Raw genomic sequence first — 24,815 nt, forward strand, 5'->3', positions numbered from 1 at the left:
GTTTCCTCACTAGTGGGGGGAGTTCAGTCCTTCATGCCTGCGGCGGCGATGGACTGGATGAACGCGCGCTGGAAGACGAGGAAGACGACCACCATCGGCACGGTGATCATGGTGATGTAGGCCATCACCTCGCCCCAGGCGGTGTCGAGCGAGAAGAAGTACTGGACGCCGACCATGACGGGGCGCAGCTCTTCGCTCTGGACGGTCATGAGCGGCCACAGGTAGGCGTTCCAGGTGGCCGGGGAGGTGACCACGGTCAGGATCGCGACGGTGGCGAACACGGGCTTGGAGAGGGGAACGATGATGCGCCAGTAAGGTGCGCAGCCAGCCGGCCCCGTCTATCGCGGCGGCCTCCTCGAGTCCTTTGGGGAGGCTCTTGAAGTACTGGGCGAACAGGAAGATCGAGAACGCGTTCACGATGAACGGCACGATCTGCACCCGGTAGGTGTTGAGCCAGCCGAACTCCAGGACCGGGGTGGGGCCGTCGAAGCCGATCCACGGCAGGTTCGCCACGAGGTACACCATGGGCACGATCGTGGTGTCGAACGGCAGGACGAGCGTGGCGATGACGAGGCCGAACACGAGGCCGCGGCCTTTCCAGCGCATCCGGGCCAGCGCGTAGCCGCACATCGAGTTCACGACGAGGCCGAGGGCGGTGACCATGAAGGTGACGAACAGGGTGTTCCCGAGGAAGCGCCAGAACGGGACGCGGTCGAACACGGCCGCGTAGTTGTCGAGCGAGAGCTCGCCGACGGGCAGGAACGCCTTGACCGAGTTCATGTCCGCGAAAATCTGGTGGTCGGTCTTGAGGCTCGCGGCGACCATGAACACGATCGGGAAGAGGAAGAACAATGCGAGCACGGTCATGGGCGCGTAGGCCCACATGCGTTTCGCGGGGGCTTTGATGATCGTTGCCGCCATGAGCTAGTCCTTGTCCCTCGTCAGCCGCCGCTGGACCAGCGCCAGGGCGAGCACGATGCAGAAGAAGATCAGCGAGAGCGCGGCGCCGTAGCCCATCTGCTGCTGCTGGAAGCCCTTCTGGACGATCTGGAGCACGAGCGTGCTGGTCGATCCGACGGGGCCGCCGCCGGTCATGATGTTGACCTGCACGAACAGGCTCATCGCGGCGATCGTGATGGTGATGAGCACGAATACGGACGTCGGTTTGAGCAGCGGCAGCGTCAGGTGCCGGAACCGCTGCCAGGGCGTGGTGCCGTCGAGCGCGCCGGCCTCGTAGACCTCCTCGGGGATGGTCTGGAGGCCCGCGAGCCAGATGATCATGTGGAAGCCCACGCCCTGCCACACGCTCATGACCACGATGGCGCCCATGGCGGTCGAGGGGTTGGCGAGCCACGCCTGGCCGGCCCACGCGCCGCCGGTAAGCATCGAGAGGGCGGCGTTGACGAGGCCGTCCTCCTGGTACAGGAACCGCCACAGGAGGCTGACCACGACCATCGAGGTGATGACCGGCAGGAAGAAGATCGTGCGGAAGACGTTGCGCCCGGCCAGGTTCTGGTTCACCAGGAGCGCGAGCACGAGTCCGAGCCCGCCTTGGAGCGGCACCACGACGGCGGCGAACAGCAGCGTGTTCAGCAGCGAGCGGTGGAAGGTCGCGTCCTCGGTGAAGGCGCGCTGGAAGTTCTCCAGGCCCACGAACTCGGGCGGGGTGGGGGAGATGAGCCGCGCGTTGGTGAACGCCAGGACCAGCGACACGACGGCCGGGCCGATGACGAACACGAGCAGGAGCACGATCCCGGGCACCGCGAAGGCGGCGCCGGCGCGCTGCTCGGCGCGGGAGTGGCTGCGGCGGCGGCGGGGCGGCGGCCCGGGTGGGGCCGCCGCTGTCGTCGCGGTCCGCTCGGCGACGGTGGTGGCCATCGGCTTAGAACCCGTACCCGGAGTTCGCGTCGATGTCGGCGTCGATCTCGGCGACGGCCGCGTCCAGGGCGGTCCGGACGTCGCCGCCGTGGACGATGTCGCCGGCGTACTGGGTGAACACGGAGGCGATGACGGTGTACGCGGGGGTCTCGGGGCGGAGGGTCGCGTAGGCCTTGGAGTACTCGACCATCATGCGCAGCTTGCCGTCCGTGCCGTAGTGCTCGGTGAGCTCGGCGGCGGCGTCGGTGGCGGGGATGAGGCCGGTCTGGTTGGCGTACTCGGCGACGTACTCGTCGGAGAGGGCGGTCTCGAGCCAGGAGTTCGAGCCGGTCTTGTCGGCGGTGGCGGTGACGGCCCACTGCCAGGAGCCGCCGCCGATCTTGGGGCCGTTGCCGAAGTCCGGCGGCGGCAGGAACAGCATGTCGTCGTACAGGTCCATGGCGGGGAGGGCGCCCCAGTTGCCGTGGAAGGCCATGGCGGCCTTGCCCTGCATGAAGTCCTCGGCGCCGCCGGGGGACTCGGGGCTGGCGAGCCCGGCGGTGAACAGGCCCTGGAACCACTGGCCCCAGGCCAGCGCCTCGGGTCCGTTGAGGACGCCGGCGGCGCTGCGGTAGGTCGAGCGGTCGATGAGGTCGCCGCCGAAGCTCTGCAGGAAGGGCGAGAACGCGTACGGGTACCACTCGCCGGTGTCGGCGGTGGAGAAGTCGATCGCGTACTCGTACCCGGCCGCGCCGGTGACGGCGGCGAGGGCGTCGTCGAACTCCTCACGGCTCCAAGGGGACTCGATCGTAGGGATGCGCACCCCGGCGGTCTCCAGCACCGACTGGCGGGCGAAGACCGAGCATGCGGCCTCCCAGTGGCCGACGGAGTAGAGCTGGTCCTGGAAGATCCCGAGGGTGGAGGGCAGGAACTTGGAGGTGACCGCTTCCGGCACGTCGAGCGGCTGGAGGTGCCCGGCCCAGGCCCAGTTGGGGACGTTCGGTCCGTCCACAGTGAGCAGGTCGGGGAGATCGCCGGAGAGTGCGGCGGCGTTCACGGAGTCGTTGTAGACGTCCTGCGGGAACGGCTCCAGGGCGGCCTTCAGGTCGTCGTGGGAGTCGTTGAAGGCCTTGATGATCTCTTCGGTGACCGCGATCTCGAGGGGACTGCCGGCGTTGTGGCTCCAGAGGACCAGCTCGCCGTCCGAGGCGGAGCCGGCGGTGCTGCACGCGGCGAGGGCGGGACCGGCGAGGGCCGCGCCTCCTGATGCGGCGGCCAGTTTCATGAGGTGGCGTCGTTGCATGGTGCTCACTCCAATGTGATTCGGGCAGAAGGGCTTGCGGGCTACTGCGGCTTGGCGACGGAGTGCCGCCTCGCCACGGGGCAGGGCATGAGGTGCTGCACGGGCGCGGCCTCGGGGTCGTCGAGGCGGCGCAGCAGCTCCACGACCGCCCAGCGCCCCATCTCGTAGTGGGGGAGGGCGGCCGAGGTGAGCCCGGGGTGCAGTGCCGGTGCGATGAGCTCCTGGTCGTCGTAGGAGACGACCGACAGGTCGTGGGGGATGGACAGGCCGAGTTCGGCGGCGGCGCGGTAGACGCCCATGGCCATCCGGTCGTTGAAGCAGAAGACGGCGGTGGGCCGGTCGGGCCGCGAGAGCAGCTCGAGTGCGCCTTCGTAGCCGAGCTGAGTGGTGGCGTCCTCGACCTCGACGAGCAGCGGCTCGGGGTCGACCCCGCAGTCGCTGACGCGCTCGCGCCAGGTCGCGAGCCGCACGGCGCGCGCCTGGACCTCCTCGCGGGTGGTGACGTGTCCGATGCGGACGTGCCCGGCGCCGGTCAGCTCGGCGAGGACCCCGAGGGTCCCGCCGCGCTCGTCGGGGACGACTGAGGAGGCCGACCCGTCGGCGGTCCTGGCGTCGAGGAGAACGCAAGGGGTGGAACCGATCGCGTCCGGGACCTCCACGACCTGGTGGTACATGGTCGCGAGGACGATCCCGTCGATCTGGCGCTCCTGGAGCGCCCCGATAGCCTCCGCGGTCTCGTCCTTGTCTCCCGAGGTGTCCACCATGAGGAGCAGGAACCCGGCCTCGCGGGCCGCATCGTGCGCGCCCCGGATCATCTGCCCCGCAAAGGGCGTGGTCGCGACATCGTCACCGACGAACCCGATCATCTGGGTCCGCCGCGTCCGCAGCCCCCGCGCCACCGTGTTCGGCCGGTACCCCAGCTCCGCGGCGGCCGCACGCACCCGCTCCCGGGTCTCAGGGCCGATGCGCCGCCCCCCGGTCTCGTTGAGAGCCATGGAGGCCGTGGCAGTGGAGACGCCGGCCGCCCGCGCGACATCGGCCAATCGGGGCTGCTTGGTCACCATTGACTTCCCTTCATAGGTTAATCGATTAACCAACATACTAAGACGTCGCCGCCAGAAGTTGTTAATCGATTAACCGAGAATCTACGACCACTCGGCCACAACCAGGCCACGCCCAGATCACGGTTATGCAACGACACGACTGGCCTTGGGCGTGTTAGGAATGGGGATGCCTCTGCACAAGTCGTACGACGCCGTGATCGTCGGTGGTGGTCACAATGGCCTCGTTGCTGCGTCCTACCTCGCCCGGGCGGGGAAGCGCGTCCTGGTTCTGGAGCGGCTGGGGCACACGGGAGGGGCGGCGATCTCCGCGCCCGCGTTCGCCGGGGTGGACGCGCGGCTGTCGCGGTACTCGTACCTGGTGAGCCTGCTGCCGCGCAAGATCGTCGAGGATCTGGACCTTCGGTTCGAGGTGCGCAAGCGCGCTGTCTCCTCGTACACGCCGACCGAGCGCGGGGGGCGCGATACCGGGCTCCTCGTCACGCGCGATGTCTTCCGCACTAGGGAGTCCTTCGCGCGCCTGACCGGGTCGGACCGGGAGTTCGAGGCCTGGCAGGACTTCTACGGGAAGGCCGCGCATGTCGCCGAGCGGGTGTTCCCGACCCTCACCGAGCCGCTGCCTACAGAGGACGAACTGCGCGAGCGCGTCGGCGACGATGCGATCTGGAGCATGTTCTTCCAGCGACCCCTCGGCGAGACCATCGAGCAGGCGTTTGCCGACGACCTCGTGCGCGGCGTCGTGCTCACCGACGGGCTCATCGGCACCTTCGCTTCTGCGTGGGACGCGGACCTGCGGCAGAACCGGTGCTTCCTGTACCACGTGATCGGCGGCGGCACCGGGGACTGGGACGTGCCGATCGGCGGGATGGGCGCCTTCACCGACGAGCTCGCCGCTACCGCCGAGGCCGCCGGGGCGGAGATCCGCACCGGCCATGAGGTCACGGCGCTCGCCACTGACGGCACCCGCGCGGAGGTGTCCTACACGGATGCGGACGGGAGCGGGACGGTCGAGGCCCGTAACGTGCTGGTGAACGCCTCGCCCGAGGCGCTGGCGGCACTGCTGGGCCGGGAGCGGCCCGAGCGGGCCGAAGGGTCGCAGCTCAAAGTGAACATGCTGCTCAAGCGGCTGCCGCGGCTGCGGGACACCGGGGTCGACCCGAGCGAGGCGTTCGCGGGGACCTTCCACGTGTCCGAGTCGTTCGAGCAGTTGGAGGCCGCGTACACCGAGGCGGCCTCCGGGCGGCTCCCGTCGCAGCCCCCGTCGGAGGTGTACTGCCACTCGCTCACCGATCCGTCGATCCTCGGCGACGACCTGGTGCGCCAGGGGTACCAGACGCTCACGCTCTTTGGATTGCACACGCCCGCAAGGCTGTTCGACGGTTCGGGGGACGAGAGGGCGCGCTTGCTCGAGGCCACGGTCGCGCAGCTCGACCGCTACCTCGACGAGCCGCTGGCCGACTGCCTGGCCGTGGACGCCGAGGGGGCGCCGTGCATCGAGGCGAAGACCCCGCTCGACCTCGAGCGCGACCTGCGGCTGCCGGGCGGGAACATCTTCCACCGCGACCTGTCATGGCCGTTTCGCGGCGCAGCCGATGCGGGCCGGTGGGGCGTGGAGACCGAGCACGCAAACGTCTTCCTCTGCGGCGCGGGGGCGGTGCGCGGCGGCGGCGTGAGCGGGATCCCTGGGCACAACGCGGCCATGGCCGTACTCGAAGCCGGCTAGGCGGGCTCGGGCGCCTCGTCCTCATCGGACGGCAGGAACGGCAGCGAGTCCTCGACGCCGAGCAGGTGGTTCGCCATGCGGATGCGGGCCGAGTCGGCATCGTGGTGGTAGAGCGCCCGCCAGATGGCGTGGTGCTCGCCGTGGGTGCGCCGGTCGATGCCCTCTTCGCGGAGGCTGCGCCACAGCCGCTCCCGGACCGTGCGGCTCGCGAAGGTCTCGATCATGCCGGTGAGCACGGGATTGCCCGTGTGGGCGGCGATGATGCGGTGGAACGCGATGTCGATCTCGATGATCCGCTCGTGCGCCTCGGGGGTCTCGTCGAGGATGCGGCCGGCCTCGTTGAGCAGCGCCTCGGCCTCCGCAAGCGCCTCGTCGGTGATTCGGGTGGCGGCGAGCCGGGCCGCCTCGCATTCGAGGAGGCGGCGGATGGCGTGGATGTCGCGGGTCTGGCCCTCGCCTTGGAGGTCGACCACGAAGCCCATCGGCGAGAGCAGCTGGGAGACGCCGAGGTCGGTCACGTAGGTGCCGTCGCCCTGCCGCGAGTTGAGGATGCCGAGGATCGACAGGGCCCGGACGCCTTCGCGCAGCGAGCCGCGGGAGACGCCCAGGGCCTCGGCGAGGTCCTTCTCCACGGGCAGGCGCTGGCCGGGCTGGAGCTCGCCGTTGAGGATCATGTGTTTGATGCCGTTGACGACATCGTCCGTGCGGGACATGGGTGCAAGTATCGCCGAGTCGCCTGCGAACCGCAAGAATCATCGAACCATTCCCGCCACAGCAGCGCTGCTCGCAGTGGTATGCAAAGGGGGCCTTCCGGTCCCGGTCCGGCAGTGTGCACCTGCCGGTCCGGGGCGGAAGGCCCCCGGCCGCGCGCAGTACGACGGCGAATCGACCCCCCGACCCTCACATCGCGCTCGCGGCCGTCCCGGGCCGGCGATGCGGCCCGGAGCCGGTCACTTCTCGTTGAGGCTCTTGTAGATGTCGGTGTAGAAGGTGCGGGCCTCTTCGCCGCCGTTAGCCATGAAGGTCTCGACGATGTCGGGGATCGAGGAGAGTTCGGCGCGGCCGTAGGCGATGTCGTTCTGCTGGTCGCTGAGGGTCTGCGCGGCGGACTTCGCGGCGGCCGGGGCCTCGACGCGGACGCCTTCGAAGAGGCTCGGGACGATGTACTGCTGGGCCGCGGCGTTCCACTCGAAGTGCTTCTGGACCACTTCGGGGTCGCCGGTGAGGAACCGCTGCACCTTGCCGGAGAACATCTTGAGGTTGACGGGAGCCTGGACGATCTTGGCGCCGTGCTCGGTGTGGACGGGGGTGCCGGTGGCGTCGTAGTCGAAGTCGACGCCTTCGACGCCGTATTCCATGAGTTCGAACTCCTTGGTGCCGAACGGCGCGGAGCACCAGTTCGCCACGTCCAGGATCTCCTCGACCTGCTCCTTGGAGAGGTCCTTGTTGAGGAAGGTCCAGCCGTCGACGGAGGCGTTGACCGACACGACCGGGGTGCGGCCCTTCGCGCCGAGCGGCGGGAGCGGCGCGACCGTACCCTGGGCGCCGCCGGTCTTGATGAGGTTCGTGTACTCGTACCAGCGGACGAGGTTGACCTGGGCGAACAGGGCCTTGCCGGCCGCGTGGAGGGCGTTGCCGTCCAAGGTCCCGGTGGGGGCGTCGGGGTGGATGAGCTTCTCGTCCCACAGGGTGCGGCGGAACTCCATGAGTTCGGTGAACTCGGGCCGCTCGGAATCGTGGACGAGCCTGCCCTGCTCCTCGTCCCAGGACCAGCCGTCGTAGCCGACGAGGCCGAACTGCTGCGGCAGGATCCAGTCGATCCCCGGGAAGGCCCACTTGCCGTTCGCGTCGTCCGACCAGGCGCGGGCGGCGTCCAGGAGCTCTTCGACGGTGGTCGGCATGGCGAGGCCGGCCTCTTCGAGGAGGTCGGTGCGGGCGAGGATGCCGTTGCCGATGCCGCCGTTGAAGGTGGAGGGGATGCCGTAGATGCGGGCGGTCTCGGGGTCGCTCGGGTCCTTCGACCACACCGACTGCGCCCACGAGGTGGTCGGTAGGCCGGCGAGGAGCGGCCAGCGCTCGGAGATGTCGCCCTTGACGATGTCGGTGAGGTCGTAGAAGGAGTTGACGACAGTCTCGGGGAAGTTGGAGTGGGAGCCGAGCATCCAGCTGAACAGGAGGATGCCGTCGCCGTACTCGTTGGCGTTGAGCCACTGCACGGAGGTGTCGGCGTAAGTGTTGCCGTCGGCTTGGCGCAGGTTGATGTTGGTGCCGCCCCACCCGTCGCGCAGCGCCGCGAAGTAGGGGTCGTCGTTCGAGGGGGCCTCGCCCCAGAACGGGACGGTGATCTCGTAGCTGCCGCTGCCCGAGGCGACCTCGGTGACGCCTTCGACCGGTTCGGGGTAGGAGGTGAACGCGGACGGGTGGTGCGGCGGTTCGCCCACCAGGTCGGGCTCGGCCGGGAGGGGCCATTCCTTGTACTCGGGCAGGAAGTCGAAGCCCTCGGTCTTCTGGGTGGAGCCTTCGCCGGTCTTGAGGTCGGAGCAGGCGGCGGCGAAGGGGAGCCCTGCCGCGCCGACCGCACCGAGCCCGGCGGCCTTGAACAGCGAGCGGCGGCGCATCGAGGATGCGGAAGAGGAGTCGGGCACGTCATCGGCCTTTCAAGTCGTGCTGCCGCGAGGGAGGGGTGGGCAGCGAGGGATCTCTAAATTTGGATATGCCTGCAAACAAACGTAGGCGAGGCCGGGCCGCGCATGCAACCCCTGAGACGCGAAACATCAGATGTATCGTGATCGATGCCGAGTTGTGACACCTACAAGACTGATGAAACGCCACAAAACATATATCGAGTCGACTGATACATCTGATGCATCGTCACCTCACGGTGAAGATCCGGGCCGCCGGACCCGCTGGCACCTCGAGCACCGGCACGCCCCCGCCGCCGCGGATCGCCCACTGCGGCAACGCGATCGGATACGCCTGCTCCACGGTCCGGCCGCGCAGCCCCGGCAGCGCGACCTCTGCCGCGGCGCCCCGCGACCACACCGCCAGCAGCGACCGCGAGCCCGCGTCGAGCTGGAGCGCCACGACCTCGTCGTCCCACCCCGGCAGCCCGAGCGGCCACACCGGCGTCGAAGCCGCGATCAGGTGCCGCCAGTCCTTGTGCAGCGCCACGGCTTCACGCACGAGCGAGGACTGCTCCACGCTCAAATCGCCCAGGAACCCCGACAGGTACAGCCGCCCGATCACGCCCGCCGTCATCGCGAACGCCGTCTCCTCGACGCTCATCGACGCGGCCGGATACGCCCAGTTCCCCGCCTGCTCGGGCACCACGCTCGCCGGCGCGGCCGCCGCGATCGGCGCGTACAGCCGGAAGTCCTGCTGATCGCTCGTCGACTGCAGGTGCGCGACCGAGAGCACGTGGTAGTCCATGCGCATCGCGCCCGAACCGCAGTTCTCGAACAGCACGTGCGGATGCCGCTCCTGCGCCGCCCGCAGCCAGTCCCGGAACGCCCGAGTGTGCCCCAGCAGCCCCGCACCGGCGCCCGCGGCGTCCACGTCGGTGCCGACCCCGGAGTTCGTGTTGTAGTCGAGCTTGAAGAACGCGAGCCCGAACTCGTCGACCAGCCGGTCCACCGTCTCGTCCAGATGCGCCCGCGCCGCCGGATGCCGCAGGTCGAGCTGGAAGTGCCCGGCCTCCTCGACCCGCTCCCCGAAGCGCCGGAAGAACGCCTCCTCGGGAAGCTTCCCCGCCAGCGGCGAATCGACGCCCACCGCCTCCGGCTCGAGCCACAGTCCCGGCCGCATCCCCTTGTCGCGGATAGCGTCGACAACCGCGAGCAGCCCGCCCGCGAACCGGCCCTGCGCCTCGCGCCATTCGCCCGCGCCCGTCCACCAGTTGCCCTCCATCTCCGCGAACCAGCCCGCGTCGATGCAGAAGTACTCCGCGCCCGCTGCCGCCGCCGACTCGATGAGCGGCAGCAGCCGCTCCGTCGTCGGCCAGCCCATGAGCGTGTTCATGAAGTCGTTGTAGACCACCGGCAGCCGGGCGTCGACCGGCCGCAGCTCCCGGATCGCGCGCCGGTACCCCGTGAGCGCCCCGAACGCCGCGTCCCGCCCGCCGTCCGCGATGCACAGGCCCGCCGGCACGCTCGTGAATGTCTCGCCCGGTGCCAGCCGCACCGCGAACTGGTGGAACATGTCCGTGGGGCCGTTCACCCCCACGGTGACCGTCGCACCGGTCTGCGCGACCTCCCAGTGCCAGCCCGCGCTCGTCTCGACCTGCCACGCCAGCGACGGCCCCGAGTGGTTCACCAGCACTCCGGTCGGCAGCACCGAGCCGCTGGACCAGCTCCCGTGGCTCGTCAGCGCGAACCGACCGCGCGAGTACTGGCCGTGGAACGGCACGTTCACGTCGGGCAGCAGCTCCGCGAGCGGCCGCTGCCGCCAGCGCCCCTCAGCGAGCCATTCGCTCTCGCCCCACAGGAGCTCGTGCTCGCCTTCGGGAACGGCCACGACCAGCGAGCTCACCGAGAGCAACACCATCTCGCGCTCGGACCCGTTGCGCACGGTGTGCCGCAGCTGCAGTCCCGGCCCGGCGGCGCGGAACGCGCTGGTGACCTCGAGGCCGGTCAGCGGATCGCGCTGGCGGACGCGCAGCTCCTCGTCTTCCGCTTCGTGGTCGACGTACCGGAGGCGCTGGCCCGTCCCAGAGTGCAGGAGGCTCTGGTTGTTTCGGGCGCGGTGCTCGCCGGGGGTGATGACGTCGACGATCGCCCAGGGCGCGACCGCCGAGGGCGCGTCGGCCCCGGTCGCCAAGCACACGAGCCGCACCGGCCGGTCATCGGCGCGGTCGAACCCCAGGTGCAGTCCGGGGAGGGTCCACTCGAAGTCCGGCTCGACGTCGGGCCGGGGGTCGGTCGCTGCCAAAGAACGCTCCACTATGGATCAGAGGTCGCAGGGTGTCATCGAATCAAGCTAGTCGCGGCCGCGGGGGGAGCGCAAGGGCCGGTACTGGAATACCCCGATGAATCGCTCCCATCCGGTTCTCGCGAAACCGGGCATTTCATGCTAAACAGCCTCTCTTCCGGGGTTGGGCGGCGAATAAGTCGGATCTATTTGCCAGTCGACCGGCAAGGTCACGGTTCCGGAAATTTTAGTTTCATCGGCCGTCCAAACATTGACACGGCCAGCGAGGTATTGCAGTCTTTCCATATCTCGCCCCACGGCATCCCGTCTGGAGCCGAGTCGGCACCCACCCATCCCGCACCTCCCCGCGGCTGCGTCGCGGACCGTCCCAGGTGCACTGAAAGGGGAAACTCCTTTGATACGCAAGGCAATGAGGATGCTCCTGGCGGCCCCTCTCGCCCTCACGCTGCTGGCGGTCCCCGCCGCGACCCAGGCGCAGGACCCCGAGCCGCAGACCGCCGAGGAGATCGTCGCGGCCATGCAGCCCGGCTGGAACCTCGGCAACTCCTTCGACTCCATGTGCTGCGGCGACGAGAACGCCGACGAGACCACCTGGGGCAACCCGCGTCCGGACGCGAACTTCTTCAAGTCCATCCACGCCGAGGGCTTCAACTCGATCCGCCTGCCCGTCAGCTGGAACACCCACACCGGACCCGCACCCGACTACGAGATCGACCCGAAGGTCATGGACCGCGTCCAAGCGGTCGTCGACATGGCGCTCGCCGAGGGCCTCTACGTCATGATCAACACGCACCACGACTCGTGGCAGTACCTCAACAAGTTCTCCGACCCCGCCCAGCACGACGCGGTCCTGGCCCAGTTCGACGCGACCTGGGTCCAGATCTCGGAGACCTTCAAGGACTACCCGCAGGAGCTGGTGTTCGAGGCCATGAACGAGGTCGGCTGGAACGATGTCAGCACAGAGGAGAATCACGCCCTCATGGCCGAGCTGAACACCTCGTTCCATGAGATCGTCCGGAACTCCGGCGGCGACAACGACGATCGCCTCCTGGTCTTGGAGACGGTCCACACCAACGCCGCGCAGGAGCACCTCGACGCACTCGCCGCCGAGATCGAGGCGCTGGACGACCCGATGCTGGCCGCGACCACGCACCAATACGGCTACTGGCCCTTCAGCGTCAACATCGCCGGCGGCACCAAGTACACCGAGGAGTACCAGGCGATTCTGGAGGGCGACTTCCAGCGCCAGGTCGACACGTTCGTCTCCAAGGGAATCCCCGTCATCATCGGCGAGTACGGCCTGCTCGACAACTACCAGCGCAAGGTCGAGCGCGGCGAGGCCCTGAAGTTCTTCGAGCACTTCACCTACCTCGCCCGCACCAGCGGCATCACCACGATGCTGTGGGACAACGGCACCCTCTACGACCGCTTCACCCACCGGTGGCGCGACCAGGAGGAGTACGAGTACACCGCCAGCGGCTGGACCACCCGCTCGGGCACGGCCTCGTCGGACCTCGTGTTCGTCGACTCCACCGACAAGGTCACCGACAAGTCCGTGACCCTCAACTACAACGGCCTGGACTTCTCGGGCCTGTACTTCGGCAACACGAAGCTGAAGGAGGGCAAGGACTACACCCTCGAGGGCGACACCCTCACCGTCAAGGCGAAGGTCCTCAGCCGCATCCTGGGCGACCGCGCGCCGGGCACCAAGGCGCAGCTCGAGGTCCGCTTCTCCGCGGGCATGCCGTGGAAGCTGAACGTCATCAGCTACGAGAACCCTGTGCAGGAGGACGCGACCGGCACCGCCGAGTCGCTGTTCATCCCGACGCAGTTCAACGGCGACCAGCTGGCCACCATGGAGGCCGTCTATGCCGACGGCACCGGCGCCGGGCCCCATGACTGGACCACCTACAAGGGGTTCTGGGACCACTTCCGGCCGGACTACAAGAACGACACGATCCAGCTGACCAAGGACATGCTGGCCGAGATCGACGAGGGCGCGCCCGTGACCTTGACGTTCTACTTCTGGAGCGGCGCGGTCATGGAGTACACCGTGACCAAGAACGGTGACGTCGTCACCGGCACCGTCGCCTAACCGCATACGGACGACCAGGGGCGGCGCACTCGCGCCGCCCCTGCCCGCCTTCGCCTTACGGGTCTCCACCTTCACGTCTTGACCCGATATCGAACGATATCTATAGTTTGGAACCGTTGGTTTCGGAGACCGCTCCGAAAACTGCGAACGAAGGAGAGACGACGCCTATGCGCCGCAACCGAATCGCCTCCACGCCCGAACGGAGTACCGGCCCCCGGCATGCCGCTGCTCCCCGTCCGCACCGACTCGGCCTCCCGGCCGCGACCCGCTGAGGAGCGACGACATGACCATGCGACGACGCACCCTCCTGAGCCTCGGCCTCGCCGGCACCGCCGCCGCCGGAGCCTCCGCGCTCGGCATCGGCCAGGCCCTCGCGGGCCCGCGGCCCGGCCACGGCCGGCCCCGCCAAGCCGCGCCGACCGATCCGTTCGCGGTCGGCGTGCGCGAGTTCCAGTGGAACCGCGGCGACCGCCGCCTCACCACGCGCATCTTCTACCCCGCCACCGGCGCCGCGGGCGGCGGACCGGTCCGGGACGCGCCGCTCGCTGACGGGGTCTTCCCCGTCTGCGAGTTCAGCCACGGCCTCGGCGGCAGCCCCGAGAGCTACGGGGCGCTCGTGCTCCCGCTGGCCGAAGCCGGGTTCATCGTCCCCGCGCCGGTCTTCCCGACCACCTCGGGCGGCACCGAGGGCAACGTGGGCGACGTCTACAACGGCAACCAGTCGAAGGACGTCTCCGAGGTCATCACGCGGACGCTCGCGCTGAACGACACGGCCGGCGACCCGTTCGCCGGCCGCATGGCCGTCGATGCGGGCGTCGGCGCCGCCGGGCACTCCTTGGGCGGCATGACGACCCACGGCCTGCTCTCCGCGTGGCCCGACCCGCGGATCACCGCCGCGGTGCCGTTCGCGTGCATCGACATGGGCGACCCGTCCCCGAACGTGAAGGCGAAGGTCCTGTTCGTGCACGGCGACCAGGACACGCTCACGCACTTCGACCTGGCGCGCCAGGCCTACGCGGAGCTGCCGGCGCCGAAGGCGTTCATGACGCACACGGGCGTGGGCCACCACGAGTACATCTGGGGCGGCCCCAACGCGGGCGCCACGCTGGAGACCTATCTGGACTGGATGCGGTGGGGCCTGTACGGCGACACCGCCGCCCGCGACCGCCTCGCCGACGACGCCGCCGTCCCGGGCGTCGTCTGGGAGGCCGACCTCGGCGTCAGGGGATGAGCGGGGAGGAGCGTGTGACAGCGTGGCCGCACGCCGCCGCCGCACCCCGGCCTCCGTCGCCTGACCAGCGTCCGCGCCCGCCGGGCCCGCATCCACTGCGGGCCCGGCGGGCGCGTCATGGTCGAATTGAGCACCGCCGATCGAGCACCGGCACGGCGAGTGGAGCGAAAGGGAATGCAGTGGCCAAACGGGTGACGATCCTCGACGTCGCAGCGGAGGCGGGGGTCTCGCGGCAGACCGTCACCCGCGCGATGAACGACATGGGGGACATCAGCGACGCGACCCGCCGCAAGGTCCTGGCCGCCGCCGAACGCCTCGGATACCGCCCCAGCCGGTTCGCCCGCAACCTCGTCACCAGGCAGAAGACCCACGCGCTCGGCCTGGTCGTGGCCTCGTTCCGCAACCCCTACTTCACCGAGCTCGCCGGAGACCTGGTCGAAGCGGCCGCCGAACGAGGCTGGCAGGTCGTCATGGCCTCCTCCGGCACCGAAGCGGAGGCGATCAACCTGCTGTCGAACCAGGTCGACGTCGTGATAGGGCACTTCACCGGTCCGGACGAGGAGCTGCTGGCCGTGGCCAAGGGCCTGCCGGTGGTCCGACTGGAGACCCCGAGCGCGCTCCCCGGCGTCCACTCGGTCGAAATCGACCTCAGATCCGGTGTGGTGGAAGCGATTCGCACCCTCCGCGAGCGCGGCGCGCGCCGGTTCGGGATGGTCGACTCCTCGTACTCGGAGGAGATCGGCGGCGTCTACGGTCCCTCGCCGCGCCGCGGCTGGTTCGAGGAGGAGGTCGGCGACCAGCTCACCGCCGTCGTCCGCGGTGAAGAGTCGATCTCCGGCGGCGGCAGGGCCTTCGCCCGGCTCATGGAGCGCCACCCGGACACCGACGCCGTGCTCATGTTCAACGACCTCATGGCCCTCGGCGCGGTCCAGAGCGCCCACGCGCTCGGCATCGACGTCCCCGGCAGCGTGCGGATCGTCGGTGTCGACGGCCTGGCGCTCGGCGAGGCGGTCGACCCGCCGCTGACCTCGATCGCGATGGACCGCAAGGGGCTCACCGCGCACACCCTCGACATCGTGGAGGCGCTGGCCGCCGCCGACTTTGCGCGGCTCGACTCGATCAACCGGGTCGTGGCGTCCAAGATGCTCTGGCGACAGTCGGCTTAGCTGCTCGGCTCCCAGGGCACCTCGGCGCTGAACGCGGTGCCGAGCAGCCGCACGAAGTTCCAGAGGTCGTCGTCCGCCGCGTCGCGGCCGTCGAGCAGGAAGCGGGCCGGCGGGAAGGCGCGGCCGGCGCGCAGCTGCGCGATCTCGACGAGGTTGGCGCGCTCGGCGACCGGGTCGGCGCTCGCGTCCATGGCGGACAGTGCGGCGCGGAGCGCGGGCTGGAAGGTGCCCTCCTCCCAGAGGCCGTCGATCTCGTCGAGCTCGATCGTGATGAACCTCCCGGGCGCGGCGGCCACGGCCTGCCGCAGCATCGCCGCGTGACCGTCAAGGGGCCCTTCGGCTTCGAAGAGCCGGTTGAGTGCGGGCACGGCGGCGTCGAGCTGCGCGAGCGCCCGCTCCTTGGCGACGAGCGGCGCGACCGCCTCGACGACCTCGTCCTCGTCCTCCTCGTCCGTCTCGACGAAGTCGCCGGTGGCCTCATCGAACTCGTAGAACACGGCGTCGGGGTCGGCCTCGATCACGATCGTCTGGGTCCTGATGTCCGCGGCGCGGAACAGCGCGAGCCACAGGAGCGGGACGCAGCGGGCGTCGCACGCGACGACGTGCGTGGACGGCTCGAAGTCGGCCACCGTCGTCGAGGGGTAGAGGGATTCGGCGTCGGTGGTGCACAGGTACGAGGAGTTCGGCATGGCCGGAGCCTATCCGGCCCCGCCGACACCGCCCGCGCTCCACATCGTCCTCGCACGGGTTGACCGAATATCGACATCTGTCTATGGTATGTGGATCGAAACGTTCGGTCGAAACATCGAATGAATCGGTGCGCGGCACCCTCGGTCCCCGCCCGCGCCCGCCGCGACCGCGGCGCCTCCCGGCTTCGGCCACCCCATCCGAGAAACCTCACCGACCTGGAGCATCCATGAGACTGAGAGCGCTCACAGTCCGAGGCCGCGGCGCCGCCGCGGTCCTCCTCGCCTTCCTGATGGTCTTGTCCGCCCAGCTCCTCGCCCCGCAGGCGGCGCAGGCGCAGAGCGGGCTCACCGTGAACCTCGCCTCCGACGCCGGCCCCTCGACCGGGGTCGGGCTCGGCTTCCTCTACGGCGTCAACGCGGACGGCTCCCAGCCGCCCGCCTCACTCCTCGACCCCCTGCGCATGAACGCCTTCCGCGGCGGCGGCCACGTCTCCCGCGGCTGGATCCAGGACGGGTACCGCAACGGCCAGGCGACCCAGGCCGTGCTCGCCTCGATCACGTCCCAGGCGCGGCGGTTCACCGCCGCCCCCTACAACGCCCAGTACCAGGCGATCCTCAGCGACATGTACGGCGCGTACGGCGGCCAGCCCGCGAACACCATGTACCCCTGCGACAACGGCAACTGCTCGAACTGGGTGACCTTCCTCGAGACCGTCGTCGCGCAGCTGCGCGACACCGGCCTGCCGATCACCTACGACATCTGGAACGAGCCCGACATCGACATCTTCTGGACGCGCGGGGTCAACAGCCCCCAGTACTTCCAGATGTGGGACACCGCGGTCCGCACCATTCAGCGCGTCGACCCCGACGCCGAGATCGTCGGCCCGTCCTTCGCGTACACTCCCGACCGCCGCCCCGAGCAGTGGCGCACGTTCCTCTCGCACGTCAAGGCCGCCGGCACGCTGCCCGACATGATCGCCAACCACACCCTCGGCAACGTCGACGACCCGGTGGCCGTGGGCGACGCGACGCTCGCCGCGCTCTCCGCACAGGGCATCCCGGCGCTGCCGCTGTCCGCCAACGAGTACCAGCCCCAGAACATGCAGACCGCCAACGTCACCGCGTGGTACCTGGCGCGGTTCGCGCAGTCCGACTACGACAACGCGATCCGCGGCAACTGGTTCTGCTGCCTCACTCCGAACCTGACCGGGCTGCTGACCCAGTCCGGCGGCACCTGGCAGCCCACCGGCAACTGGTGGGTGATGAAGTCCTACGCGGACATGACCGGGCGGCTGGTCCAGACCTCCGGCCAGGTGAACGGCACCGCGATCTCGGCCGCCAAGGACGAGGCCGCCCGCCGGGCGGTGGCCGTGCTGGGGAACATCAACGGCGCCACCGGGTCCACTTCGGTCACCTTCAACGGGCTGGCCTCGGTGCCGTGGCTGACCGAGGGCGGGAACGTCCACGTCACGGTCAACCGCATCCCGGAGGCGGCCCCGCTCGCCGCGCCGCAGGTCGTCTACAGCCAGGATGTGAGCGCCGCGAACGGCTCGATCACCGTGCCGGTCAACATCCAGAACGCCCGCGACGCGTACTCGGTCTACCTCACCCCGGCCACCGGCGGCGGGGGCGAGGACACCGGGCAGCTCCGCTCGGCCGCGTCCAACCGCTGCCTGGACGTGCCGAACTCAGCCACGACCAACGGGACCCGCCTCCAGATCTGGGACTGCCACACCGGCGCCAATCAGCAGTGGACGCTGAGCGCGAGCGGTGAACTGTCCGTCTACAGCGGAGCGTCGCGGCGCTGCCTCGACGCCTACGAGAACCAGACCACCGCCGGCACGCCGGTGATCATCTGGTCCTGCCACGGCGGCACGAACCAGCGCTGGACCCTCCAGTCCGACGGCACCGTCAGGAACGCCCTGTCGGGCCTGTGCCTGGACGTCTCGGGAGCCGCTACGGCCAACGGCACGCAGGCGGTGCTGTGGACCTGCCACGGCGGATCCAACCAGCGGTGGTCGCTCGGCTGACCAGGCGTCCCGCCCGCCCGCGCGGTTCAGCGGGCGGGCGGGGCCGTACTGGTGCGCAGGACGAACTCGGTGGCGATCTCGACGCGGCGCCTGGGCGGGACCCGCCCGGCCGCGAGCTCGAGGAGCATCCGCGCGGCGGTCTCGGCCATGTCATGGAGCGGCTGGCGGATCGAGGTGAGCGGCGGGATGTTCCACTCGGCCATCGGGAGGTCGTCGAAGCCGACGACGCTCAGGTCCTCGGGGATGCGGACACCGGCCTCGGCGGCGGCCTGGTAGACGCCGAGGGCCTCGCCGTCGTTGCACGCGAAGATCGCGGTGGGCGGGTCAGGCAGGCGCAGGAGGTCGCGGGTGAACTTGCGGCCGTCCTCTATCTGGAAGTCGCCCACGCGCACCAGCTCGGGGTCGACCGGGACGCCGGCCAGGTCCATGGCGGCGCGGTAGCCGTCGAGCCGGGCCCGGCCCGCGAGTACCTTCTCCGGCCCGGTGATGACCGCGATGCGGCGGTGCCCCAGTTCGAGCAGGTGCCTCGTGGCCTCCAGGCCGCCGTTCCAGTTGCTGGTGCCCACGGACGGGTCGTCGTGGTCGGGCTCGCCCGTCGGATCGACCGCGACGATCGGGATCTCCCTGGCGCGCAAGCGCTCCCGCTGGTCGGGGGTGACGCCGCAGAAGACGGGGATGACGCCGACGGGGCGGCGCGCCAGGACGTCCTCGACCCAGCCGCGGCCGGGGGTGTGGCTGCCGCCGAGCTCGGAGACCACGATGCCCAGGCCGTTCGCGCGCGCGACCGCGCTGACGCCGTTGATGACCTCGACCGGGTAGAGGCCGCGGATCTCGTGGAAGACGACCTCGATGAGCGGCGCGGGACGCGAAGCCTTCTTCTGACGGCGGTAGCCGTGGCGGCGGATGAGCGTCTCGACCAGTTCCCGGGTCTCGGGCGCGACGTCGAGCCGCCCGTTCACGACCTTGGAGACCGTGGCCACCGAGACGCCCGCGTGTTCGGCGAGCTGCGCGATCGTGAACGGTTCGCCTTGCGGCGCGGGGTCGGCGGCGGCGTCGGGGGAGGAGTCCATTCGAGGATTCTAGCGGCGGTCGTGCCGGACGGTCCGGGTCGATGTGCCGCGCCGACTTGACAGGGATCGATGCTTATCGATAACTTGTAATCGGAAATTTCGATACCTCAATCGAAAATTTCGGATCAAGGAGTCCCGATGCAACCGGCACCTGACATCGCCCTCCTCTCCCGGTGGGCCCGTGCCCTCGGAGCGGTGGCGGCCGCGGTCGTGCTCGCCACGGCCGCACTGATCGGCCTCGCCGCCGACCGCGCCGAGGCCCAGCCGACCGCCAGCGACTGGTACACCGTCCAGTCCCGCCACTCCGGCCTCGTCCTCGACATCCAGGGCGCCTCCACGGCGACCGGCGCGATCCTCACCCAGTACACGAACTGGGAGGGCACCAACCAGCAGTTCCGCTTCATCGACCTCGGCACCGGCTACCACAAGATCCAGGTCCGGGGCTCCGGGCTGGTGCTCGACGTGTGGAACGCCAGCACCGCCGACGGCGCGACGGTCGCCCAGTACACCGGCACGGGCGGCGCCAACCAGCAGTGGAAGGTCACCAGGGATGCGGCCGGGTACTACTCGATCGTCAACCGCCACTCCGGCAAAGCCCTCGACGTCCACAACTGGTCCACTAGCGCGGGCGCGCCGATCGTGCAGTACGCCCCCACCGGCGCGGCCAACCAGCAGTGGACGCTCACCCCCGTCGGCGTCACCTGCGGCGCCGACACCGTCCTCGCCGACATCGGCGGGGCCTGAGCCCGATCCCCCATGGGGCGGTCGGTGCCATCGAGCGATACCGAACCGACCGCCCCTCCCCGACCTCGAGGAAAACCCGGAGCACCACCGTGAACTGGATCGAACACGCACTCCGCCACTCGTCCGACCGCCGCCGCCTGCTCATCGCGGGCGCGGGACTAGCCGCCGGAGCCGCAGCCGCCGTGTACGCCCCCTACGCCCTCGGCCAGGCCGAGGCGCAGCAGACCTCCTTCACGAACCCCGTGGTGTGGCAGGACTTCGCCGACGTCGAGGTCATCCGCGTCGGCGCGGACTTCTACATGACCGCCTCGACCATGCACTACTCGCCCGGGGCCCCCGTGCTCCACTCGCGGGACCTCGTCAACTGGGAGTTCATCGGCCACTCCGTGCCCCGGCTCGACTTCGGCGCCAAGTACGACCTCAGCGGCGGCCGCGGCTACGTGCGCGGCATCTGGGCCTCGACGCTCGCATACCGCCCCAGCGAGTCCCGCTACTACTGGCTCGGCCAGATCGACTTCGCCCGGTCCTACATGTACACCGCCACGAACCCGGCCGGGCCCTGGACGCAGCACGCGCAGCTCTCCCGCGCGTACTACGACGCCGGCATGCTCATCGACACCGACAACACCATGTACGTGGCGTACGGCAACACCCAGATCTCGGTCGCCCAGCTCTCCGCCGACGGGAAGACCGAGGTCCGCAACCAGCAGGTCTTCTCGACGCCGTCGAACATCGGCACCCTCGAAGGCGCCCGCTTCTACAAGATCAACGGCAACTACTACATCTTCCTCACCCGCCCCGCGAACGGCCAGTACATCCTCAAAGCCTCGTCCCCTTGGGGCCCTTACACACTCCGGCAGGTCCTGCTCGACATGCGCGGCCCCATCGCCGGCGGCGGCGTCCCGCACCAGGGCGGCCTCGTCTCGACCCCCGGCGGCGCCTGGTACTACATGGCCTTCGTCGACGCCTACCCCGGCGGCCGCATGCCCGCCCTCGCCCCGATCACCTGGACCTCGGACGGCTTGCCGCAGGTCACCACCGTCAACGGCGCCTGGGGCCAGACCTACCCGTTCCCGAACCTCACCCCGCACCCGGTGCCCCCGATGACCGGCGCCGACACCTTCACCTCGGCGACCCTCGCCGCCAAATGGGAGTGGAACCACAACCCCGACAACACGAAGTGGACCACCGGGAACGGCCTGCGCCTCCAGACCGCCACGGTCACCAACGACCTCTACAACGCCCGCAACACCATCACCCACCGCATCCCCGGTCCCACCTCGACGGCCACCGTGGAGATCGACCCGTCCGCGATGGCCAACGGCGACCGCGCCGGCCTCGCCATGCTCCGCGACGCCTCCGCCTGGATCGGCCTGCGCCGCGAGAACGGCGTCACCCGCCTGTCCATGACCGACGGCCTCACCATGGACGGCTCCTGGAACACCACCGGCACCGGCACCGAACGCGCCCGCGCCGACCTGTGCGGCACCCGCGTCTGGCTGCGCGTCAAGGCCGACATCCGGCCAGGCTCCGGCCGCCAGGCGGTCTTCTCCTACAGCGAGGACGGCTCGAACTTCGTCCCGCTCGGCCCCGCGTTCACCCTCAACAGCAACTGGACCTTCTTCATGGGCTACCGCTTCGCCGTCTTCAACCACGCCACCCAGGCGCTCGGCGGCGCGATCACCGTGCGGCGCTTCGAAGTCGCCACGCCCTGACCGGCGGGCCCCGCGGCGGTCTGACCGCCGCGGGGCCCGGCCGGCTACGCCACCGCGGTGCCCTCGAGCTCGACCATCTGGCCCGGGAGGGCCAGGCGCGTAACGCCGAGCATCGTCGACGCGGGCGCGGCCCCGGCCGCGCCGAGGCGCGCGGCCAGCACGCCGTAATGCGGGAACAGCCCGTCGACGTCCGTCGTGTAGACGTTGAGCCGCACCAGGTTCGCGAGCGACATGCCCGCCGCGCCGAGCACGCCCTCGAGGTTGTCGAGCGCGAGCGCCAGCTGCGCGCCCATGTCGCCCTCGTGCTGCGGCTTGCCGTCGGCGTCCATCGCGGTCTGCCCCGAGCAGTACAGGGTCCGGGACGCCCCGGTCACCAGCTCGCCCTGGTTGAACCCCAGCTCGAGCGACCACTCCACCGGGTTGACCGCGGTTCGTTCCATCGCCACATCGGCTCCATTCCATGAAGTGCGGCGGCACCTTGCCGCCGCGGAACCGAGCCTCCCAAGGAATCACGACATCCTGTGTCAGGTATTCCCACTAGAATTCCGGCATGCGCGCCGACCGCCTGGTCTCCCTCGTCCTCCTGCTGCGCCAGCGCGGGCGCATGACCGCCGACGCCCTCGCCGCCGAGCTCGAGGTCTCCACCCGCACCGTGCTGCGCGACATCGAAGCGCTCTCCGCTGCGGGCGTCCCGGTGTACGCCGAACGCGGCCGCCACGGCGGCTTCGCCCTCCTGCCCGGCTTCCGCACCGAGCTGACCGGCCTCAACCACGAAGAGGCCCTTGCCCTCTTGACGGCCGGGTCGGGCCGCGGCGAGCAGGCGTTCGGACTCGGCTCGGCGCTGGCCTCGGCGATGCGGAAGGTGGTCGACGCCCTGCCCGAGCGGCACCAGGCGGCGGTCGGGGACGCGGCGAGCCGGTTCCTGGTCGAACCGGAGACGGACCTGCTCTCGCGGCGGCACGCCGCGGAGGCGATCCCCGAGGCGGTCATGCTCGAGGTCAGGCGCGCGGTGCTCGACGGGCGACGGCTCCGCCTCCACTACGCCGCGAGGGACGGCGAACCGCGCTGGCGCACCGTGGACCCGCTCGGGCTGGTCACCGTGCGGGACAAGGGATACCTGCTGGCGACGAGGGACGGCGCGGACCGCACCTACCGGTTGTCGCGGTGCCTCGCGGCCGAGGCGCTCGCGGAGCCGGCCGAGCGGCCCGAGCGCGTGGACCTCGACCGGATCTGGCGCGAGCGCTGCGCGAGGTTCCTGGCCGAGGACCATCTCACCGTGCGGGTGCGGATCGATCCCGCGCAGCGCGAGGCGCTCCTGGCCCCGGTGGTGGCCGTCCGCGCCGACTCCGAGGAGCCCGACGCCGACGGGCGGCTGGTGCTGGAGGTCGTCTACCAGGACGCCGAGCACGCCGAGTGGGCGCTGTGGCGGCTCGGCCCGGGCGCGGAGGCCCTTGCGCCGCGATCGCTGCGGCGCGCGCTGCACGCCCGCGCGAAGGCGTTCGCGGCCCGGTACGCCTAAGCGATCAGCGGGTTCGGCGTCTCGATCCGCCCGTTGTCGAGGAGCCAGCGCAGCGATTCGAGGACGGCCGCCTCGGGCTCGTACGCGGGGGCGTATCCCAAGCGGGCCTTGGCCTTCGCGATAGTGAAGCACTGGCTGCGGTCGAGGTGGTTCCAGGCGACCTCGGCGTGCTGCTCGGTGGTGCCGGCGCGGAACTCGTCCCAGGTCACGGTTTCGAGGGTCGCGGTCTGGCCGAACCAGGAGGCGGCGATGGCGGCGAAGCCGCGCACGCTGAGGGCGGTGGGGGCGACGATGTTGAAGTCCTCGCCCGCGGCGGCGTCGCGGTCGGCGATCGCCAGTTCGAAGGCCTGGGCGAGGTCGTCGGCGTGGACGTGGTGCATCGTCTCGGCGCCGCTGCCGGGCACGCGGAGCGGCTTGCCGGCGGCGATGGTCGTCCAGACCTCGGGGTCGAGATTGCCGAGCGGGCCGATCGGGTGCCAGCCGGGGCCGACGATGTGGCCGGGGTGGACGGTGGTGGTGACGAGCCCGCCGGATGCGGTCTCCTCCTTGAGCATCCGCGCGATGCGGTCCTTCTGGACCCCGTACTCGTCGAGCGGCGGTTCGGCCCCTTCGCCGTCTTCGGCGATGGGGAGCTTGCGGCTCTTGCCGTACCGCCAGATGGAGCCGCAGTGCAGCAGGTGCGCGACGTGGCCGCGCAGGGCCTCGACGAGCGCGGTCGCGGATTCGAGGGTGAAGCAGACGAGGTCGACCACGACGTCGGGTTCGAGCGCGAGCACGGTGGCGCCGAAGGTCCCCTCGGCGTCCTGGCGTTCGCGGTCGGCCGCGACCTGGCGCACCTGCTCCCATTCGGGCGCTTCGACGTACGCGGTGCTCGTGCCCCGGCTGATGTTGACGACCTCGTGCCCGGCGCGCACGAGGCGCGGCACGAGGAAGGTGCCGATGTGGCCGGAGCCGCCGATGACGACGATCTTCATGGTTGGTGCTCCCATCAGGTCGAGACGCGCCGAAGTGTACCGGCGGGCCGGGGCCGGTGCCAGGGGAGCGGCGACCTGCGGCGAGGGGTCACTCGGGCGCTGCGAGCCGGGCGGCGGCCTCTTTGAGCGCGGTCCGGTTCGAGGCGGCGCCGGAGGCCTTGTCGGCGTGCATCATCCTTGCCATCTGCGGCACGGCGTACCACCAGCCGGCGAGGGCCAGGACGAGGAACGCGAGGTCGGCGGCCGGGATGCGGCCGCTGATCCGGCCTTCGCGCTGGGCGCGTTCGAAGACGGCGACCTTGGCCCGGTAGTAGTCGGTGCGGGCGGCTTCGTCGGGGACCTCGGGCAGGTCCATCAGCCCCTCCCACAGCAGCAGCCGGGTCAGCTCGGGGTGCGCGGAATGGTAGTCGTACACGTCCGCGGCGTAGTCGCCGACCGCTTGCGGCCCTTCGATCTCGGTGAGCGGCACGGCCGCGGCGACCTTGTTCAGCTCGTCGGCGAGGACGGTGGCGAACAGCTGCGGCTTGTCCCCGAAGTACGAGTAGAGCCGCTCCTTGTTGAGCCCGGCGCGGCGCGCGATCTTCTCCATCGTGGTGCCGTCGAGGCCGTGCGCGGCGAACTCCGCGACGGCGGCGTCCTTGAGCTTGCGCTTGGTCTCAGCGGTGTTCCAGGCCATGCCGGGAAGCATATCCAACGGTTGCGTTGAAAGTCT

At 70.1% G+C, this 24,815-nt stretch carries 20 protein-coding genes; 8 read left to right on the top strand and 12 right to left on the bottom strand.

What is annotated here, in order from left to right:
• Positions 1 to 9: 9 nt before the first annotated feature.
• Genes J5V16_RS03105 through J5V16_RS03120 form a run of 4 tightly spaced genes read right to left on the bottom strand, consistent with a single transcriptional unit; the run spans position 10 to position 4,224 of the window.
• Positions 10 to 921 carry a carbohydrate ABC transporter permease gene (locus J5V16_RS03105; protein WP_208494546.1) on the bottom strand — a complete coding sequence of 304 codons (912 nt, stop codon included), beginning with the start codon at positions 919 to 921 and terminating at the stop codon, positions 10 to 12.
• 3 nt (positions 922 to 924) lie between these two features.
• Positions 925 to 1,878 (bottom strand): carbohydrate ABC transporter permease, encoded by a 954-nt coding sequence (locus tag J5V16_RS03110; RefSeq protein WP_208494547.1) that lies wholly within the window; start codon positions 1,876 to 1,878, stop codon positions 925 to 927.
• A 4-nt stretch (positions 1,879 to 1,882) separates the two neighbouring features.
• Positions 1,883 to 3,160 carry an extracellular solute-binding protein gene (locus J5V16_RS03115; protein ID WP_208494548.1) on the bottom strand — a complete coding sequence of 426 codons (1,278 nt, stop codon included), beginning with the start codon at positions 3,158 to 3,160 and terminating at the stop codon, positions 1,883 to 1,885.
• Between the two features lie 41 nt (positions 3,161 to 3,201).
• Complete coding sequence (locus tag J5V16_RS03120; RefSeq protein ID WP_208494549.1) at positions 3,202 to 4,224, bottom strand: LacI family DNA-binding transcriptional regulator; 1,023 nt, start codon at positions 4,222 to 4,224, stop codon at positions 3,202 to 3,204.
• Positions 4,225 to 4,390: 166 nt separating this feature from the next.
• Here J5V16_RS03120 and J5V16_RS03125 point away from each other — a divergent pair, with 166 nt between their 5' ends.
• Positions 4,391 to 5,944, top strand: coding sequence for a phytoene desaturase family protein (locus tag J5V16_RS03125; protein ID WP_208494550.1), 1,554 nt, complete (start codon positions 4,391 to 4,393; stop codon positions 5,942 to 5,944).
• Here the strand turns inward: J5V16_RS03125 and J5V16_RS03130 are convergent.
• The 3 genes from J5V16_RS03130 to J5V16_RS03140 form a co-directional block, all read right to left on the bottom strand.
• Positions 5,941 to 6,657: a FadR/GntR family transcriptional regulator gene (locus tag J5V16_RS03130; protein WP_208494551.1), complete on the bottom strand. Its 717-nt coding sequence runs from the start codon at positions 6,655 to 6,657 to the stop codon at positions 5,941 to 5,943. The two genes, J5V16_RS03125 and J5V16_RS03130, sit on opposite strands and share 4 nt — an antisense overlap.
• Positions 6,658 to 6,894: 237 nt before the next feature.
• Entirely contained in the window at positions 6,895 to 8,589 is a 1,695-nt protein-coding gene (locus J5V16_RS03135) for a type 2 periplasmic-binding domain-containing protein (protein ID WP_208494552.1), read from the bottom strand.
• A 226-nt stretch (positions 8,590 to 8,815) separates the two neighbouring features.
• Positions 8,816 to 10,870, bottom strand: coding sequence for a glycoside hydrolase family 36 protein (locus J5V16_RS03140; RefSeq protein ID WP_208494553.1), 2,055 nt, complete (start codon positions 10,868 to 10,870; stop codon positions 8,816 to 8,818).
• A 415-nt stretch (positions 10,871 to 11,285) separates the two neighbouring features.
• Between J5V16_RS03140 and J5V16_RS03145 the strand changes: the two genes are divergently transcribed.
• The 3 genes from J5V16_RS03145 to J5V16_RS03155 all read left to right on the top strand — a co-directional run bounded on the left by J5V16_RS03145 (position 11,286) and on the right by J5V16_RS03155 (position 15,362).
• Complete coding sequence (locus J5V16_RS03145; protein WP_208494554.1) at positions 11,286 to 12,965, top strand: cellulase family glycosylhydrolase; 1,680 nt, start codon at positions 11,286 to 11,288, stop codon at positions 12,963 to 12,965.
• Between the two features lie 283 nt (positions 12,966 to 13,248).
• Positions 13,249 to 14,196, top strand: coding sequence for an alpha/beta hydrolase family protein (locus J5V16_RS03150; protein WP_208494555.1), 948 nt, complete (start codon positions 13,249 to 13,251; stop codon positions 14,194 to 14,196).
• 179 nt (positions 14,197 to 14,375) lie between these two features.
• Positions 14,376 to 15,362 (top strand): LacI family DNA-binding transcriptional regulator, encoded by a 987-nt coding sequence (locus J5V16_RS03155; RefSeq protein ID WP_208494556.1) that lies wholly within the window; start codon positions 14,376 to 14,378, stop codon positions 15,360 to 15,362.
• Here J5V16_RS03155 and J5V16_RS03160 read toward each other — a convergent pair.
• On the bottom strand, positions 15,359 to 16,051 hold the full coding sequence (locus J5V16_RS03160; RefSeq protein WP_208494557.1) for a hypothetical protein: 693 nt from the start codon (positions 16,049 to 16,051) through the stop codon (positions 15,359 to 15,361). The two genes, J5V16_RS03155 and J5V16_RS03160, sit on opposite strands and share 4 nt — an antisense overlap.
• A 227-nt stretch (positions 16,052 to 16,278) precedes the next feature.
• Here J5V16_RS03160 and J5V16_RS03165 point away from each other — a divergent pair, with 227 nt between their 5' ends.
• A complete protein-coding gene (locus tag J5V16_RS03165; RefSeq protein ID WP_208494558.1) occupies positions 16,279 to 18,081 on the top strand; it encodes an RICIN domain-containing protein in 1,803 nt (600 codons plus the stop codon).
• 26 nt (positions 18,082 to 18,107) lie between these two features.
• Here the strand turns inward: J5V16_RS03165 and J5V16_RS03170 are convergent, their stop codons facing one another.
• On the bottom strand, positions 18,108 to 19,151 hold the full coding sequence (locus J5V16_RS03170) for a LacI family DNA-binding transcriptional regulator (protein ID WP_208494559.1): 1,044 nt from the start codon (positions 19,149 to 19,151) through the stop codon (positions 18,108 to 18,110).
• Between the two features lie 138 nt (positions 19,152 to 19,289).
• On the opposite strand from J5V16_RS03170, the gene J5V16_RS03175 reads away from it, so the two are divergent.
• On the top strand, positions 19,290 to 19,895 hold the full coding sequence (locus J5V16_RS03175) for an RICIN domain-containing protein (protein ID WP_208494560.1): 606 nt from the start codon (positions 19,290 to 19,292) through the stop codon (positions 19,893 to 19,895).
• Positions 19,896 to 19,984: 89 nt separating this feature from the next.
• Positions 19,985 to 21,610 carry a glycoside hydrolase family 43 protein gene (locus J5V16_RS03180; RefSeq protein ID WP_208494561.1) on the top strand — a complete coding sequence of 542 codons (1,626 nt, stop codon included), beginning with the start codon at positions 19,985 to 19,987 and terminating at the stop codon, positions 21,608 to 21,610.
• Positions 21,611 to 21,654: 44 nt separating this feature from the next.
• Here the strand turns inward: J5V16_RS03180 and J5V16_RS03185 are convergent, their stop codons facing one another.
• Positions 21,655 to 22,050 (bottom strand): RidA family protein, encoded by a 396-nt coding sequence (locus tag J5V16_RS03185; protein WP_208494562.1) that lies wholly within the window; start codon positions 22,048 to 22,050, stop codon positions 21,655 to 21,657.
• 110 nt (positions 22,051 to 22,160) lie between these two features.
• On the opposite strand from J5V16_RS03185, the gene J5V16_RS03190 reads away from it, so the two are divergent.
• The gene (locus J5V16_RS03190) at positions 22,161 to 23,129 is read left to right on the top strand and encodes a helix-turn-helix transcriptional regulator (protein WP_208494563.1); all 969 of its coding nucleotides are present in this window, start codon (positions 22,161 to 22,163) and stop codon (positions 23,127 to 23,129) included.
• Here the strand turns inward: J5V16_RS03190 and J5V16_RS03195 are convergent.
• Positions 23,126 to 24,103, bottom strand: coding sequence for an NAD-dependent epimerase/dehydratase family protein (locus tag J5V16_RS03195; RefSeq protein WP_208494564.1), 978 nt, complete (start codon positions 24,101 to 24,103; stop codon positions 23,126 to 23,128). The genes J5V16_RS03190 and J5V16_RS03195 overlap by 4 nt on opposite strands.
• Positions 24,104 to 24,191: 88 nt before the next feature.
• Complete coding sequence (locus J5V16_RS03200; protein WP_208494565.1) at positions 24,192 to 24,779, bottom strand: TetR/AcrR family transcriptional regulator; 588 nt, start codon at positions 24,777 to 24,779, stop codon at positions 24,192 to 24,194.
• Between the last annotated feature and the right edge of the window lie 36 nt (positions 24,780 to 24,815).

Origin of the sequence: Glycomyces niveus (assembly GCF_017592475.1) — a bacterium.
In the GTDB taxonomy this organism is placed as follows: Bacteria; Actinomycetota; Actinomycetes; order Mycobacteriales; family Micromonosporaceae; genus Glycomyces; species Glycomyces niveus.